The 17,601-nt window shown below is 36.3% G+C and carries 14 protein-coding genes; 6 read left to right on the forward strand and 8 right to left on the reverse strand.

What is annotated here, in order from left to right; genetic code table 11:
* Positions 1 to 95 precede the first annotated feature (95 nt).
* Both ACERII_RS13925 and ACERII_RS13930 read left to right on the forward strand, forming a co-directional pair.
* Positions 96 to 1,244, forward strand: coding sequence for an amidohydrolase (locus ACERII_RS13925; protein WP_373643074.1), 1,149 nt, complete (start codon positions 96 to 98; stop codon positions 1,242 to 1,244).
* Positions 1,245 to 1,342: 98 nt separating this feature from the next.
* Entirely contained in the window at positions 1,343 to 1,852 is a 510-nt protein-coding gene (locus tag ACERII_RS13930; RefSeq protein ID WP_373643075.1) for a GNAT family N-acetyltransferase, read from the forward strand.
* Between the two features lie 223 nt (positions 1,853 to 2,075).
* Here ACERII_RS13930 and ACERII_RS13935 read toward each other — a convergent pair whose 3' ends face one another.
* Together ACERII_RS13935 and ACERII_RS13940 are read right to left on the reverse strand one after the other, a co-directional pair.
* Positions 2,076 to 2,429 carry a hypothetical protein gene (locus ACERII_RS13935; RefSeq protein ID WP_373643076.1) on the reverse strand — a complete coding sequence of 118 codons (354 nt, stop codon included), beginning with the start codon at positions 2,427 to 2,429 and terminating at the stop codon, positions 2,076 to 2,078.
* A gap of 152 nt (positions 2,430 to 2,581) precedes the next feature.
* The gene (locus ACERII_RS13940; RefSeq protein ID WP_373643078.1) at positions 2,582 to 3,091 is read right to left on the reverse strand and encodes a hypothetical protein; all 510 of its coding nucleotides are present in this window, start codon (positions 3,089 to 3,091) and stop codon (positions 2,582 to 2,584) included.
* Between the two features lie 435 nt (positions 3,092 to 3,526).
* On the opposite strand from ACERII_RS13940, the gene ACERII_RS13945 reads away from it, so the two are divergent.
* Both ACERII_RS13945 and ACERII_RS13950 read left to right on the forward strand, forming a co-directional pair.
* The gene (locus ACERII_RS13945; protein ID WP_373643079.1) at positions 3,527 to 4,510 is read left to right on the forward strand and encodes a hypothetical protein; all 984 of its coding nucleotides are present in this window, start codon (positions 3,527 to 3,529) and stop codon (positions 4,508 to 4,510) included.
* Between the two features lie 5 nt (positions 4,511 to 4,515).
* On the forward strand, positions 4,516 to 6,624 hold the full coding sequence (locus ACERII_RS13950; protein WP_373643081.1) for a peptidoglycan DD-metalloendopeptidase family protein: 2,109 nt from the start codon (positions 4,516 to 4,518) through the stop codon (positions 6,622 to 6,624).
* 373 nt (positions 6,625 to 6,997) lie between these two features.
* Here the strand turns inward: ACERII_RS13950 and ACERII_RS13955 are convergent, their stop codons facing one another.
* A complete protein-coding gene (locus ACERII_RS13955; protein WP_373643082.1) occupies positions 6,998 to 7,759 on the reverse strand; it encodes a hypothetical protein in 762 nt (253 codons plus the stop codon).
* Positions 7,760 to 8,575: 816 nt separating this feature from the next.
* Between ACERII_RS13955 and ACERII_RS13960 the strand changes: the two genes are divergently transcribed.
* Both ACERII_RS13960 and ACERII_RS13965 read left to right on the forward strand, forming a co-directional pair.
* Entirely contained in the window at positions 8,576 to 9,607 is a 1,032-nt protein-coding gene (locus ACERII_RS13960; protein WP_373643084.1) for a hypothetical protein, read from the forward strand.
* 113 nt (positions 9,608 to 9,720) lie between these two features.
* On the forward strand, positions 9,721 to 10,140 hold the full coding sequence (locus ACERII_RS13965; RefSeq protein WP_373643086.1) for a hypothetical protein: 420 nt from the start codon (positions 9,721 to 9,723) through the stop codon (positions 10,138 to 10,140).
* Between the two features lie 682 nt (positions 10,141 to 10,822).
* Here ACERII_RS13965 and gatB read toward each other — a convergent pair.
* The 5 genes from gatB to ligA all read right to left on the reverse strand — a co-directional run bounded on the left by gatB (position 10,823) and on the right by ligA (position 17,541).
* On the reverse strand, positions 10,823 to 12,256 hold the full coding sequence (gatB, locus tag ACERII_RS13970) for an Asp-tRNA(Asn)/Glu-tRNA(Gln) amidotransferase subunit GatB (protein WP_373643087.1): 1,434 nt from the start codon (positions 12,254 to 12,256) through the stop codon (positions 10,823 to 10,825).
* 13 nt (positions 12,257 to 12,269) lie between these two features.
* Positions 12,270 to 13,724, reverse strand: coding sequence for an Asp-tRNA(Asn)/Glu-tRNA(Gln) amidotransferase subunit GatA (gene gatA / locus ACERII_RS13975; protein ID WP_373643089.1), 1,455 nt, complete (start codon positions 13,722 to 13,724; stop codon positions 12,270 to 12,272).
* A 16-nt stretch (positions 13,725 to 13,740) separates the two neighbouring features.
* Positions 13,741 to 14,031: an Asp-tRNA(Asn)/Glu-tRNA(Gln) amidotransferase subunit GatC gene (gene gatC, locus ACERII_RS13980; RefSeq protein ID WP_373643090.1), complete on the reverse strand. Its 291-nt coding sequence runs from the start codon at positions 14,029 to 14,031 to the stop codon at positions 13,741 to 13,743.
* Positions 14,032 to 14,267: 236 nt separating this feature from the next.
* Positions 14,268 to 15,497, reverse strand: coding sequence for a CamS family sex pheromone protein (locus ACERII_RS13985; RefSeq protein ID WP_373643091.1), 1,230 nt, complete (start codon positions 15,495 to 15,497; stop codon positions 14,268 to 14,270).
* Positions 15,498 to 15,540: 43 nt separating this feature from the next.
* Positions 15,541 to 17,541, reverse strand: a complete 2,001-nt coding sequence (gene ligA, locus ACERII_RS13990) for an NAD-dependent DNA ligase LigA (RefSeq protein WP_373643093.1) — start codon at positions 17,539 to 17,541, stop codon at positions 15,541 to 15,543.
* Between the last annotated feature and the right edge of the window lie 60 nt (positions 17,542 to 17,601).

Genomic DNA, 17,601 nt, shown 5'->3' on the forward strand with positions numbered 1-17,601 from the left:
TTAAAGGCGCAAAGCTGTCTTTTCTTAGTTTTTTGCAGGAAAAAATACTTCGATAGTAGAAATACTAGTACATATTGAATTTCAGGAGGGGTTTGATGAAAGCTTACGTGAACGGAACTGTTTTAGATGGAAACGGTGAGATATTCGAAAATGGAACGGTGTTAATCGACGGTGATAAAATTGTCGCTGTTGGTCATAACATTGAGATTCCGTCCGGCACAGAATCCATTGACTGCAAAGGAAAATTTGTTACTCCTGGAATTATTGACGTACATACACACTTAGGCGTCCACGAATCTGGTTTTGGCGTAGAAGGGCAGGATTTCAATGAAACATCCGAACCAACCACTCCACACATCCGAGCGTTGGACGGTATCAACCCAACGGAACGGGGTTTTCAAGATGCACGAGAACATGGAGTAACTACTGTCCAGATTATGCCAGGGAGTGCCAATGTTATTGGTGGCGAAATGGTCGTATTGAAGACTGTAGGTAATATTGTGGACGACATGCTGCTCCGTTCCCCATCTGGGATGAAGGGCGCTTACGGGGAAAATCCAAAACGTGTATATAGCGCAAAAAAAGTATCACCTGTCACTCGTATGGGTGTCGCAGCATTAATGCGCCAAACGTTCATGCAAGCACAAGATTACTTAGCAAAAAAAGAGTCAGGCGAACTGAAGGAACGGAATCTACGGATGGAGCAACTTTTACCAGTTTTACGAAAAGAAATGCCCCTACGTACTCACGCACACCGTGCAGATGACATCTTAACATCCCTACGAATTGCCAGGGAATTTGATATTGAAGTAACGATTGAACACTGTACAGAGGGGCATCAAATAGCAGAATATATCGCAGAATCTGGCGTAATGGTTTCTGTAGGGCCCACAATGTCCACTCGCTCAAAGGTAGAGCTTGCTGACAAAGGGTACCACACTTTAATAGAGCTTGAAAAATACAAAGTACCATTCTCTATCACAACAGATCATCCTGTTATTGGGATTGAATATTTGACAACGTCTGCAGCAAATGCAGTGAAATTTGGACTGAGAGAATCTTCCGCATTCAAAGCGTTGACTAGTCAAGCCGCCCGACACCTTGGCGTGGAAAAACGAGTAGGAAGTCTCGAAAAAGGCAAGGATGCCGACTTAGTCGTATGGTCCGAGCACCCATTTCACGCTTATACGAAGGTAGTAGAAACAGTCGTGAATGGGGCTACGGTGCATAAACGAAGTGACTGATGTTTTTGCTGGAAAGGAAGTTTCTTTGGGAAACTTCTTTTTTCAGTTCAGTGGATGGTATACTTTTCATAACTGAACTTTCATAAGGAGATAAAACAATGAACATAACACTTTCTAAAATGGAGTTTGATCATGCGGTGGCAATTTCCCATTGGAAATACCCATCGCCATATGAAATTTATAGTATGGATGGATCTGAGGACACAATACATGAGTTACTGGGAGAACATTACTACTTAGCTTTGAATGAACAAAATGAGTTAGTAGGATATCTTTGTTTTGGCGACGGGGCAAGAGTACCTGGTGGATATAAGGCTGGAATCTACGAAGACCACTCAACATTAGATATTGGTCTTGGACTTCACCCGGATCTAACCGGTCAGGGATACGGAACAACGTTGGTTCAAGAGGGAATTCGTTTTTCGGAAAACTATGCTCCTACCACACTTCAATTAGTAGTTGCTTCTTTCAATGAACGAGCAATTAGTGTATATGAAAAAGCTGGTTTCGTTCCGATGAAGCAATTTTATAGTCCGGTTGATGGGAAAAATGTTGAGTTTTTGCAGATGAAGTTAGATATAAAGAACGCAGGTTTGAATAAAGAATGAAAAATCGTATGTTATAGTTTTTTTAAATTACAACACACGATTTTTATTAGCTAAGAAGCATATAATCTATGACTAGATGCCCAATCTCTTAAGTAACATCCTAAAATTTTGTATATGTCCCATTGCATACATATGGATTTGTTGCTCCTCTAATTGTGCCGAATAGATCCAATTATCAATATTGCAATTAAAAAGAATGGCACAATATAAATCATTGTTAAATCTACGATTGATAGTAAATCATTATTATTAAAAAAACAATAAAACTTAAAGCCATAATAACTAATAAAGTGATACCTAAAATATATTTGTTAAAATCAGGATGAATCTTAAAAAACAGCTGAACAGCACTTAAAACTAAAAAAATTAGAGCTAAAAAGAGAGAAATTAACCATATTAAAGTAAGAGTATTAAAACCATATGATACACCAGTAAACAAAATATAGAACCAACTAAAAAAATAAGAAATAACTATAACAAAATTAACAATGGATATTCTTTTCCGGCCTAATTGATAAAGTACAAATGGACTAATAGCTATTAAGATCATTACTAATCCTACTACAAAATCTCTCATATAAAATTCCTCCACCATGTAAAGTATGTATAATTTTACCACATAAAAAAGAACAATAATATTTCAAAATTCGTCTTTAAAGCAAGGCAATACCAAGATTATCTTCGTGATAAGTAAGTTGTATCTATTATCCAACTTGGAGGTACCGAAGTTTATGTAAATGAATTATCTCCTAAATTAATATTTGAACCATAATAATATGCTTGCCATACAAGTTTTGTACAATATTGTTTATCTTTTGGCCTTGTTAATGTAGTTGTAAGAGTATAAGAAGCACTACTTCTGTAATTGTTATACAAACTAGTAGCATTTTGCGCTGCTTTATAACCATTATTCTCTACTTTTGCTTGATAGATAGTGTATTTAAAATTTGATGAATAAGCAGAAATTGATTCCCTTTTCATGCCACCATTTTTCATCATGTGTATTACTTGACCGTTGGCATCTACAATTCCAACATGACCAACTAAGTAAGTATCAAGGCCTTTAGACGAATACAATACATCCCCAGCTTTCATCTTAATATTAGTCCCTGGATATACTGGATTTCCAGGGATTGCTTGAGTTTGAAAATCACTAGCATAACCTAATTGTGAAAATCCTAAAATAAAACAAAACGTTACCAAAAATGCTGTTAACAACCTCGATACTTTCTTTTTCATAATACCATTCCTCTTTTTTTAGATATTTTATTACAACTAAATAATACTATGAAAAAATCCATAATCTACTAAAATATATAATTTTTCACTAATTATACTTTTTATTGAAATGAATACTTTTACTACCTTTTTAGTTTTTCATATATGCCGTTTTTGCCCTATATAAAAAATAACAAAAATCGTATCAGTATAGATACGATTTAAATATCTTATTAGATTTTTTAAAAATATAGACATCAGATTTATGTAATAACACTAGGTGTTAAATACCTCACCCATACCCATTACAGTGTATCCAAATCTTTAAAAAATGGACATGGGAATTTAACAGTTTATTTTTGAACCAAATGTAAGTAACTCTATATATCACCAGATGTTACTCTCCCAAGTTTCTTCACCTCTTTTAAAACGATTGGTTGGATTCGCTTTCCATGTATGTTCAAAAAATATCCAGGGGCTACACAGTTAGTAGGTGATGGAGACCAAGTAACAGCTAGTAATAATTTTAGTAAAGGGGTTGCTTATGTAGTTGGATCCGTCACTGGTGTAAATGGATATCAAAAAGTTGCTGATTTAACTAGTGATAATAAACGCTTGAATCCTTTTGTGGGAAATGCCAATGTAAATCCATTTAACAGTGGGGCTAACTTACAAGCAAAAGAAATAAATGAAATTGCTCAAATGGCTCAAACACAGGTTACGGATGATGGTAGAGAAGTGATTGCAAATGGAGCCATTCAACAAGTCGTTACTGCGGATACTTCATACGTTCAAGTTCGAGATAAAACAGGTGAGATGCAAATTGTCAGTAAATATGGTTCGGGAGATAGTTCTCTTAAAAAAGGAGAAGTCCTTTATCAAGATTTAACTGTTAGCAACGGTTCTTTAAGTAGTAGACAAACAAATGGTCAAGATATTGGTTTTTATAAGCAAGATGCTAGTGGCGGTAAGGTACTAGTTAATAGACAAATTAACATTGATGCTAATGAACTTGTAGCTCAGAAACCAGTAATACCATCAATATCAAAAGACTATATTCCTTATAACCAACAGGTAGAGCAAGGAACTTTCTACGCTAATGATTTAAAGGCACATTCTGATAATAACAATATTGAAATGATTGTTGAAAGAGATCGAAGCTATGTAGTTGGTACGACAGGAAAAGGAAAAGAGTATCGCTTTTCCAGCTATTCTAAAGGTGATCCTTCTCTTAATCCAGGAGAAGTGAGAAGAACAAGATGTTCTGTATCCAGTGCTAACAGAATTGTAGTTGAAGAAAGCAAACTTCATACATCCCAAGGGAATGTTGAGAGTGTAGAAGAAATTATTGATCCCAATAACCTTATTCCAAGAAGGCCAAACAGGAGAATTGAACGAAGAAGACAAAATGAAGAGAACAGAGCAAGAATAGGGGTGTAATAACGATGAGTATGTTATTACATCCTCAAAAAGAAAAAAAAGAGAAATCTATACCAAGCAAACTTGCAGAAAGAAAAGCAAAGCAAGCAAGAAATAAAGTATTTAAAAAATTAGCGAAAAAAGCAATGGTTGCAACCCAAAAAGCTGCTGTTAAAGCTATTGGAATGCTAATTAAGTTCTTAATAACTAAACTAATTGCTATAGGGGGTATATTGGGAGCGAAGGTACTATTAATATTTGTTTGTGTCGTTCTTGTTGGTGTTGCAATAACCACTGTATTTTCTCTTGGTAAAGGTTTAGAAGAGCCAGATGACATAGAATTCTATAACCATGTTGTGGCAGAAGCTGACAAAACAGTAAATATGTCTCTAGCAGAAGAAGTACCTTATCGAGTTCCAGAGATATTATTAACATCTGTTTCTCTAGTAAAACTACTTCAGTCCGAGAAGGATTATGATTACACTATTATCAGTGAAACGGCTTCCGCTTTAGCTCCTCATTTTGAGCGAGAAACTTTTAATGCTTATACTGAGAAACAGGTAATAGTAGAGGATGAAGAGCTTGGAATAGATGAAGGAGAAATCATAAGAACCGATAACTATGTAGATATGTTAACATTTGTGGATGCATGGAATGAATGGATGGATATAACCTATGAAGAAAAATTAACACAGTGGAACTATCAAGTAGAGCACACAACTAGAACAATGGTACAAGAAGTAGCATATAGTTGGTATGAAGAGGAAGTAATTAGTTATAGTTCTGAACCAGTTAACTACCTATTACCCAATCCCATAGATTCCAATGGCGTTCCTGTTTATGATCGTGTTTTAAAGCATGGTACGAAAGAGATTGAGGTAGAATATAAGGTCAAAATAACTACCAAGACAAGGGAAAAAAGAATCATTGAGACCAATAGAAACCATGAAGAAGACTACAGTCGTTTAGACAATATACTTAACTCTTTTGGATATGGATCAGAAGATAAAATGTTTATAGATGGACAATACCAATTCGCAAATGAAGAATCAGGAAACAAATATCCTGTTATGAATTATCTTCATTGGATGGAAATGAGGGGAATTGGAGATTGGAGACCAGGTAATGGTTTTATAGGAACTATAATTCCGGGAGAAGGGGTACCAATTGAATATATGCCTTATTATCAGGAAGCAGGAGAAACATATGGAGTTAATTGGTACACACTAGCCGCAATCCACTATCATGAAACATCATTTAGTACTCATCCAACAATGATATCTAATGTAGGAGCAGTCGGTCACTATCAATTTATGCCGAGAACATGGTTAGGTTGGAGTTTCAGCGGTGACCCCTATAATACAGTTACAAGATTAGGGAATATCATTGGTCCTATAGACATTACAAATGTAAGTTTAATCTCTCAATATCGAGGATATGGCAGAGATGGAAACGGTAATGGAAAAGCTGATCCTTGGGATTTGGAAGATGCTGTTCATACAGCAGCGCACTATTTAGCAAGTAATGGTTATTCAAGGGATAGGTACAATGCTATTAGAGCGTACAATCACTCTGATGTGTACGTAAGAAATATTTTGGATACCGCAGAAAAATATAAACTTAACGCAACCTATATACCTGATAATCCACATGCTCCTTATGTTACTTTAGGACAAGTAATGTATCCTACAACAGGAAGAATAACTTCGGGCTTTGGAGAAAGGTGGGGTAGGATGCATAGAGGAGTCGATATTGGGTTAGGGGGAAGAAGTGGAGATATACCGATAGTCGCTTTTGCAGAGGGAAAAGTAATTGAATCTAAATATATGAACGACTTTGGGAATATGGTTGTAATTGAACATACACTAGACGGAGAACTGTATCATAGCTTATATGCTCATCTTCAAAACAGAGCTGTAAAGATAGGGGATTATGTGACAATGGGATCCTTTTTAGGATACATGGGTAATACTGGTTCTGTTCAACCAACACCAAGCCCTAGTAATCCTAGAGCAGGAACACATCTTCACTTCGAAATACACCGTGGTGGATGTTGGGATTTAAGGACAAACGTAGTAGATCCATTGCTATTCTTACCTCCTTTATACAGAAAAGACGGAGATGTATTCTGGTAAATAATTTGATTGGAAGGAACGGGATATATTATATTACCCGCTCCTTCATTTTTAATGGAGGTGAGGAAGGAAAATGAGACGACCAATTTTTTATTCTGTTACAATTGTTACATTCATTATGGTATATTTCATATATAGTTATCACTTTCCAAGAGAAGGTATAGCATTAGATTTAGAAGAATCAAGCATTCATATTGAACAACAATTGGAGTCATATCGAAAGCAAGAAGAGAGAAGCTTAAAATGGATATTTAATTCAGGGGTAGAAACAGGGTTCCTAGAGTTACCTACAGAAGAATGGCTAGAATATCAAAGGGATGCAAGCAATTTAGTACGAATGCTATTTACTGCTATTATAAATAATGACGCCAATTTATTCCCTAGTATGTTCATGCCAGGAACAATAAGTGAAGATTTGTTTAAAATGGAAACACCAGATAAAACCAAGGTCATTTATGATATGATGGAACGTATATCTAGGGGCACTTTCTACTTGACTAGGCTTGTACCTCCTAAAAAAGAAGTCTAATGGCCTAAGATTGCTGTTATGAACTCTCGCAAAATTAATATGATTAACAGCTACTGTAACCATAGTAAAGAGCAAAATATCCTCAGCAGTAATACTACCTTCTGGAATTTGATTTAAATAATCAATATTATCCTCAACAAATCGTTCTAAAGCATGTGTTTCAAATGTATTTACTCCACTTACTTTTTTCCAGAAAGATTGGTTTCTTTTAAAATCTTCCAGTGCTTCCTCAAAAGAATTAAAGTTCTCGGTGATATTCACCTTAAGACTTCTTCCTTCCACTCCACCATCAGTATCCTCATACCGATTTATACCAACTTCTTCTTGGCGAATAAGAATCTTCCTGCTTATAAAGTCCTTTTTGTACTTATAAAGGTACAAACTTAAAATATCGTATTCCCTTGAAATTCTATCCATAAAACTTCTTATATGGATAAAGTTCTTTTTGAACCACGTAAAGAAACCTGCAGCTAAAAATATCGATACCAGTACAAATAAAACCACTCTAACTGAAAATGAAAAAAATAAGGTTATTTCATAATCAAGAATGGGTTTTACTAGATTAATAGCCGCATCTAAAATATCCCCAAATAATCTCTCAAACATAATACTATCTCCTCTCTAATAATTAATTTCGTTTAACTACTTGATTGTTTTTATTAAAACCAAACTTTTTTTGAACACACAAAAAAAGACCTCCGGAGTGTCTCGTATTTACACACTAAATAAGTGTATAAGCAAGTACAATCCGAAAGATCGCGTATAAGTTAAATATAGATCCCGACAAGCAATGAGCTGTCAATAAAAAAATAGTATAAAGTAATCATAAGTCTATTCTACTAAAATTTAGAGACTAGGTAAATAAAAAAATAGTCAAGTCATTGGGGTACCCACTTAAATTTTGGAATTACATCTATGATTTTATTATCTATTTGCTATATTTTAATCTACTAAATCATATCCTTGAATTTCTACAGTAAAAAAAATTTACTCATTAAATCCGAATGATAGTTTTTCAAAATCTTCATTGATTACTATATAAGGCAATAGAAAAGGATGGATTAATTATTTTAAGAACAGGACTTGTCAAGATGGTTTGTTAATGGATTAAATCAGACTTATTGGTAGTATTTGGAACTAAAGTTAAGATGGAATAAAATAACCTCTTTTTAGTAGCACTCACGGACTTATATAGTCTATAAAACAAATATACTAAATTTGTGTTTATTTTTGCTAGTTGATAGATTTAAATGTACATGTACCAATAATTAACAGAAGGTGATGTTAAGAAATCCAATATATAAAAATATATAAATATTATTACACAAAAAATGCTACTTAATTCATTTGGTTGCTGCGATTGAAACGAATGTAATTACTAGACCCTTAGAATAAATATATTTTGAATAAGGAGTGTATATATTGTCTAAAGGAATACTTAAAGTGTTTACTGTTGTGTTAATTTTGTTCATTTCTGTTTCTGTGCATGCTTCATCTGAAGAAAAAATTGATATTGATATCAAAAAACAATTATTAGATTTAGGGTTTGAAAGTAAACATATTGATTCAATTCCCAATAAAGAAATACCAAATATTTTAAAGAGATTTGAATCTGGTGCAGAATTAATGGACGTCGAATACGATGAAGAAACAGAAAAGGTAAGCTTTACTTTAGCTGTCCAAGAAGCAAATAATCAAAAAGGAGAACACAATGACTCAATAGGTAGTCAAAATTATGAAAATGATAGTTTAGAAGAAAAATTGTTACAGATTGGATATACAAAAGAACAAATTCAATTCTTACCAGAAGGATATAAATATGAAATTGCATCAGAAGCTGACAAAGGTATTGAACTTGAGAGTTTCACAGTAATGGATACTAACGGAGAGGAAATAACTGAAGAAGAATATACAACAAGTCAAATCCCCGAAAATCAATTTTCATTAACGACCTCAGTTTACAATCGTGGCACTGACTCTAATAATTTCAATACTAGAAGAGTTACAGCCACTTTTAACTGGTTAGATAGTCCATTTTGGAGATTGACAGATAAAATAGGTATTGCGGTAGGAGATTTTTGGAATATAGATTATGAACGTGGTGGTTTAGCATACCACGCTACCGGTGATCTCTCGGGAACTCGTTATGAATATTACGATTATAATGGTGAGTTCCATCCACAAGTTGGAATGGACTATAATATACCGCTTAAAAACGTTTATAATGATGAACCTACAATAAATCATAACGGGTGGGTAAATTTATTCATAGGAAACCATGTTAACCAGTCAGGAGAACTAGATCGAACAGATCTTGTTGCAAATTATTATCACAAAAAGGTTGGTCTTAACGGTACAATAAGTATGTCACCAGGCGGACCATCAATAAGTATTACTAACAGTACTAGCTATGATTTAAGACAGGCCCCCAATAGTTTTGATTGGGTCAGGTAAATCATAACATTTTAAAGTATAACATGAGTATGTATGATTTTTGAAAACATACATACTCATGTTAAATGTAAATATATTTAGAGAGGAATTAAAAAAGATCTGGGGGTTTTGGAATGAAAAAATACTTAATAATTTTAGGGGTTATTGTAATTATAGTATTTTCTTTTGTTCTTTTTAAACAGGATAATGAATATAAAAAACTCATTAATGAAGATATGCCGTATGATATTACCTCGGCTATTCAAGAAAATGGAGAATTAATATACGAATTTTCCGTATATGATGATCCAGCATATGTCCAAGAAAAATTGATTTTACTCAATTTAAAAGTTACATTGGAACATTTGAAAACACAATATGCAAATCTCATCAAAAAAAATATAGATTATATAACAATAAAATTTTATACATCCAACCATGATATAATCATGGAAGTTGGTGTAAAAGTCGATACATTACATAATGAAAATTGGCATGAAATTAATGTTGGTTCAGTTCCTGAACATGTAGATTATATTCAACTATTTTTATAATATATCAATATTTATTATAAAAAAATTAAATTAAGCATTTGAATATAAAAAAACCTTATATATAGGTAGAAGGATACCACGCTAACAGTTAAAAGGAATACCTCCACCCAATAAATGAAATAGTCTGACTGACTTACCTTTACGAAGCGATTTGTTTATGCTCAATTACTTTAAATAGATAGTTTTAAAAAAATCAGTTTTAAGGTAATGCACAAGAAAAGATTACAACGAGCTCGGGTTAAAAACAGTACATCTAAACTTTCCAGAAAACTTTCGAATCTTCCTCCATCGCACCAAATTGAGAAATATCGTTTTCTATAGATCCGTATCCTTGTACTACACAGTTAATGAGTTTATTATGTTAGTTATTCTTCTACAACATAAGCTTCTGTTAGTGACACTGTTCACAAGTATTCGGTTCATAGGAATTGCTTTACGACCTTACGAACTAGACAAAATTCAAAAAAGAGCCGCTTCTAGTTTCAACGGCTCTGTATAATTATTATGATAGAAGTATTTACGTCGAAGTATCCTTGTACCCATAATTCGAAAATAGCACACGTCTAGGACGTGTGCTTGTGACAAAATTTTATACTTAATCTTACCTTTGATAAAAAAACACCCCCGCAGCTTCACCAACAAAAGCTACAAGAGTGTCTCTTTCCAATCAAATCAAAACAAATTATCTCTTATTCATTTCTTGCACTAGCATCTGATTCACTAGCTGAGGATTTGCTTTCCCTTTGGATGCCTTCATAATCTGCCCCACCAAGAAACCAATTGCTTTTTTCTTTCCTTCCTTAAAGTCAGCAATTGATTGAGGATTCTGATCAAGCACCTCATTAACCATTGTCAAAATAGCTCCCTCATCCGAGATTTGCACAAGACCTTTGTCTTCTACAATTTTCTCAGGATCTCCACCATTTTCAATCAACTCATTGAAAACTGTCTTGGCAATCTTCGACGAAATGGTACCCTTCTCAATCAAATTAATCATTTTCACCAATGATTCAGGTGTCATTGGCACCTCTTCAATTTCCTTATCATTCGCATTTAAATAACGATTTACTTCACCCATTAACCAGTTCGACACTGGTTTCGCAGGGCCACCTTGTTTCAAACAGCTTTCAAAGAAGTCACTCATCGATTTTTGCTGCGTTAACACAGAAGCATCATACGGCGGAAGGTCAAGGTCCTCCACGTAACGCTTACGACGCGCATCTGGAAGCTCTGGAATCGACTTCTCTACCTCTGCTCGCCACTCCTCGTCAATCACAAAATCAACTAAATCAGGATCTGGGAAATAACGATAATCATCGGATCCCTCTTTCACACGCATAAGCAATGTCTTATTTCCATTCTCATCCCATCGACGAGTCTCTTGAAGAATCTCGCCACCACCAGATAACACTTCCGCTTGACGAACCTCTTCATATGCTAAGCCCTTTTGCACGAACGCAAACGAGTTTAAGTTCTTCAACTCTGTTTTCGTACCGAATTCTTCTTGACCAACAGGACGCAAGGAGACATTCGCATCACAACGAAGAGAACCTTCCTCCATCTTACAATCAGAAACATCAATATATTGCATAATCGCCTTTAGTTTTTCCAAATAAGCGTATGCTTCCTCCGGAGTTCGAATATCCGGCTCTGATACGATCTCAATCAACGGAGTACCAACACGGTTAAAGTCTACTAACGAATGGCCTTGTCCATCCACATGCGTAAGCTTTCCAGCATCCTCCTCTAAATGAAGACGAGTAATCCCGATACGCTTCGACTCCCCATTAACCTCAATATCAATCCAGCCATGCTCTCCAACCGGCTTATCAAACTGAGAAATTTGATATGCCTTTGGATTGTCAGGATAAAAATAGTTTTTACGATCAAACTTTGTCACTTCTGCCACTTCACAGTTAAGCGCCATCGCAGCACGCATCGCAAACTCAACAGCTTGACGATTCAACACAGGGAGAACACCTGGGTGACCAAGACAGATTGGACAAGTATGTGTATTTGGTGGCGCACCGAATTCCGTAGAGCAACCACAAAAGATTTTCGATTTCGTTTTTAATTCCACATGGACCTCAAGTCCGATAATTGTTTCAAAGCTCACATTTGTTCCCCCCTTATAGATTCGGTTTTAACTGATTGAAGTTTGTCGCTTGCTCAAACGCATGGGCAACACGATACACAGTATTTTCATCAAAGTACTTCCCGATAATTTGTAGCCCAACAGGTAACCCACCTGCTAAACCACTCGGTACACTGATCGCAGGAACACCAGCCAAGTTCACTGGAATTGTTAAAATATCCGTCGCATACATCGTCAATGGATCATCTGTTTTCTCACCAATCTTAAATGCCGTTGTCGGTGCAGTTGGCCCAATAATCACATCATAGTTCGCAAAAACAGCTTCAAAATCCTGCTTAATTAACGTGCGAACCTTTTGCGCCTTTTTATAATACGCATCATAATAACCAGAACTCAAAGCAAACGTGCCAAGCATGATACGACGCTTCACCTCGTCACCAAACCCTTGGCTACGAGTTTTCCGATACGTTTCAATTAAATTATCCTCTTCCACACGAACACCATAACGAATTCCATCAAAACGAGCCAAGTTCGCAGAAGCCTCTGATGAAGCTAACAAATAGTACGCAGCAGTAGCATACTTCGAATGCGGAAGCGACACTTCCTCCCACGTAGCACCAAGACCCTCTAACGTTTTCAACGACTGCATAACCTGCTCACGAACCTCATCACTAACACCCTCGCCTAAATACTCCTTCGGCACAGCTATCTTCAATCCCTTAATATCTCCATTCAACTTTTCGGAAAAATTAGGAACTTGGACATTCGCGCTAGTGGAATCCATCTTATCATGGCCAGCAATGGCTTGAAGCACGTATGCGTTATCTTCCACAGTGCGTGTAATGGGCCCAATTTGGTCTAAAGAAGAAGCAAAAGCAACTAAACCAAAACGAGAAACTCGTCCATAAGTTGGCTTCATTCCAACAACCCCACAAAAAGCAGCAGGTTCACGAATGGATCCACCCGTATCCGAACCTAACGAAAAGAAAACTTCTCCCGCAGCAACGGACGCTGCAGAACCCCCACTTGAACCACCAGGAACACGATCAAGATCCCATGGATTTCTTGTAACTTTAAAACCAGAGTTTTCATTCGAGGATCCCATCGCAAACTCATCCATGTTTAACTTACCGATGGTTATTGTTTGTGCTTGTTGCAAGTGTTCCACCACTGTTGCATTATGAACTGGTACGAAGTTTTCCAGCAACTTACTCGCACACGTTGTACGAACACCTTTTGTTACAATATTGTCCTTTATCCCAACAGGAATCCCAAAAAGACTGCCAGGCATATCGTTCGCACTTAATCGATCATCCAACTGATCCGCTGCAGTTCGTGCTGCTTCTTCCGTTAAATGAAGGAATGCATCGACTTTTCCTTCCACCTGCTGAATACGCTTGTAAGATTCATCAACTAAATCAGAGACCTTGATTTCTTTTTTATGTAATAATTCATGAATATCAGAAATTTTATGATCAAACAAACTCACTTCTTTTTCCTCCCCTCTACTCTAGTACGGATGGAACTTTAAATTGTCCATCACTATGATCTGGTGCATTTTTCATTACATCCTTCTGATCAAGCGAAGGTCGAACTTTATCTTCGCGGAGTACATTCTTAATGTCTAACACGTGCGATGTTGGCTCTACATTTGTTGTATCAAGCTCATTTAGCTGTTCCGCATACGAAATAATATCATCAAGTTGCTTTGCAAACATTTCAATTTCGTCTTCTGAAAACTCAAGACGAGCTAAATTTGCCACATGTGTTACCTGTTCTTTAGAAATACGTGCCATTCTTCCACCTCCAAATTTACTTTATACCCGTATTTTACCACTGTACATTACAATAGTATGATGATACCAAAGAACCGAAGGACAAGCAATGAGAGAAGCGAATTTGTTTGCTTTTCATTTGCTTTAGATACAAAAATAAAAGAGAACCCAGATCAACTAGGTTCACTTACGCCATTCCTATTTCATTACTTTCAATGTTCAACCCAGCAACTCTATTTTCCCATCCGAAAAGTACATTACTTATAAATATGGATATACGGCTCTTGCCCTGGATTATGAATGATAATGCTTTCAGGTCCGTTTATGGAGTTAATATACACATATGTTGGAGTTTGTGTGGAAAATAAATTCCCTATCTTCCCTCTCACATATTGAGTCAATGCGATAATTTCTGGTTTACCATGTGACTGTAAATTCAGTTCTATCGTCATTTCTTCTAAATCTCCATTTTTATATCGACCTTTCCCAACGACGCCAATATTTCTACCAAAAAACTCGATGACCTCTGTTTTAAATTGGTTAAAGTTATTAGATTCATTAGGAAATTCTCTCCTCGCTTGACTAGAAGGGAAAAAGTGAAATGCTTCATTTATTGCTTCCCAGTTTTGGATTGTTGATTCTCCCTCATCTAGATGCGTCATAGCAAAGAACGATCCTGGTACAATTGCTCCTCTTCTTTCTTCACGATACAGTGCCAATGTGATTGGAACTTCTTCTAACCCTTCACGATTTCTAAACCGCAGTGCTATTTCTTGAGCAATTTCTCTTCCTTGTGTTTCCAGCACTTCGTCACTTATAGGTTGTTCATAGAAAGTATAGCGACCTTGTTCGTCTTCTAGTCTAAAAGAATAGACAGAGTTTAATGCTACACCAATGACAATTCCACCTAATTCAACTCTTTCTTCATCTGTAACGTGAAAATATTGATGCTCAATCATATGGGCAAAGACTTGAGGTCTTTCTCTCATTCTTTCTAACAGTTCGTCGTAAGCAAGTTCTGCAAATTTTTTTCTACCTTGTGTAATTTCTACGACATCATCATCATCATTGTTTAATTCAGGATTCAAACCCTCTGTATTACTAAAACGGTCGTATCTTCTTAACCAGCTCATCGTTCGTTGTGCACTTAATGTATCACCTTCTCGAAAATAAAACTGGTCTTGGTTGAACCTTGTTGTCGCAATTTCCATTAAGCCTAGTTCAAATTGGTTAATATCAATTCTATTGCTCATCCAATGCCTAACGTTTCCCCTAGTATCACTTCGATAATAGCTTCCATCTTTCAAGACATTCCGATAAAAGTTTTCAGGGGTATCAATGGTCGGAGTAAGAATAAATTGCTGTTCTTCGGTTTCCTCTGTTTCTTCCACAATAATAATTTCTTCCTCTCCCCGCTCAAGGGAAGGGATACACCCAGTAAAAACTAGCAATAAAGAAACAAAAACAAGACTTAGTTTTAGTTTCATTCTTCCATCACACTCCTCACCATTTTCCCATAAAAAATCTACATTATTTTTCTAACTCTTGAAGAAAACGTGCTTCATCCCACACTTCAATATTTAAGTCTTGGGCTTTCGTAAGCTTCGATCCAGCCTTCTCACCAGCGATAAGTAGATCTGTTTTCTTACTAACACTTCCTGTGACATTTCCACCTCTCGCTTCGATTTCCGTTTTTGCATCACCACGAGACATTTCTTCCATTGTACCAGTTAATACAATTGTTTTCCCAAATAAATAGGAAGAGGATTCCGTAACAGCAACAGGCTTCGGTCCTTTATATGAAGTGTTTACACCTAAATCCTTTAGTTCTTCAATCAATTCTGTCACTTCCGGCATTTCAAAATAAGTAGCAATAGAATCCGCCATTTTTTCCCCGATTTCATCAATGGCTTCTAATTCTTCTCTATTCGCTACTTGAAGCTTATCTATTGTTTCAAAATGTTGGGCTAATGTTTTCGCAGCCTTCGAACCAACATATCGAATTCCTAACCCAAATAAAAGTTTTTCAAGAGAATTATCCTTACTAGTATCTATTGCTTTCAGTAGATTGTCTACTGATTTTTCTCCCATACGCTCAAGCTTCAGCAGTTCCTCACGTTCAAGCTTATATAAGTCAGCCACATCCTCAATAAGCTCATTTTCAAACAGTTGTTTAATAACACGTTCTCCTAACCCATCAATATTCATCGCATTTCGCGAAACAAAATGGATGAGTCCTTCCACGATTTGGGCAGGACATTTCGGATTTACACAACGTAACGCTACTTCACCTTCAATTCGAACTAATTCACTTACACAAGAAGGACACTCTGTTGGCATGGAAAAATCACGTTCGGCTCCTGTTCGGTGTTCTACTAACACATTGACCACTTCAGGAATGATGTCTCCTGCTTTCTTAATCGTAACTTTATCACCAAGTTTAATATCTTTTTCACGAATTAAATCTTCGTTGTGCAGGGATGCACGTTGTACCGTTGTGCCCGCAACCGAAACAGGGTCTAAAATGGCTGTTGGTGTTACAACCCCTGTTCTACCAATGCTTAATTCTATGTCACGAAGGGTTGTAACAACTTCTTCTGCCGGAAACTTAAAGGCAGTAGCCCATCGAGGACTTTTTGCTGTGAAACCTAGTTCTTGCTGATCTGCCAAGCTATCCACTTTAATTACAATGCCATCAATATCATATGGAAGGTCAGCTCGTTTACTTAGCCAGCTATTACAATAGTCAATCACTTCATCTATGTTTTTACAATGCTTATGCTGGTCATTGGTTTTAAATCCAAGTTTATTAACATATTCTAGTGCCTCATGGTGGGAAGGAATTTGGCGATCCAAAATGCTGCCCACAGAGTAAATATAGATATCTAAATTACGCTTTGCAGCTATTTTAGGATCTAATTGCCGAAGCGAACCTGCTGCAGCATTCCTCGGATTTGCAAACAATGCTTCTCCATTTTTCTCCCTAGCATCATTCAATCTAGTAAAGGAGCGTTTCGGCATGAATGCTTCTCCACGGACTTCAATAGTTACAGGCTCTTTCAATCGTAAAGGGATAGACGGAATCGTTTTTAAATTGCTCGTAATATCCTCCCCTGTTGTACCATCTCCACGTGTTGCACCTAAAACGAATCTACCTTCTTCGTACTTTAATGTTACTGCCAGACCATCTATTTTCAACTCACAACTATACGTTGCCTCGTGTCCTAGATTTTGATTTACACGTCGGTCAAAATCACGTAAATCGTCTTCGTTAAACGCATTAGATAAGCTCAACATCGGAGTGTCGTGCTGTACTTTACTGAAATGCTCGAGTGGTTGCCCCCCCACTCTTTCGCTAGGAGAGTCTTCTCGTTTTAATTCAGGATTTGCTTCTTCTAGTGCAATTAGTTCCTTTAATAGCATGTCATATTCTGCATCGGACACCTTCGGTTGATCTAATACATAATAGTGATATGCGTAATCATTTAGCATGTCTGTTAAGCGATCAATTTCGTGTTTCGCTTCGGCCATGTTCTTCCCACCTTATTTTTCATTATTACGTTGTCAGCCCTGAAGATTTATTCTCGTTTT

It is taken from the genome of Evansella sp. AB-rgal1 (assembly GCF_041820985.1).
In the GTDB taxonomy this organism is placed as follows: domain Bacteria; phylum Bacillota; class Bacilli; order Bacillales; family Salisediminibacteriaceae; genus Evansella.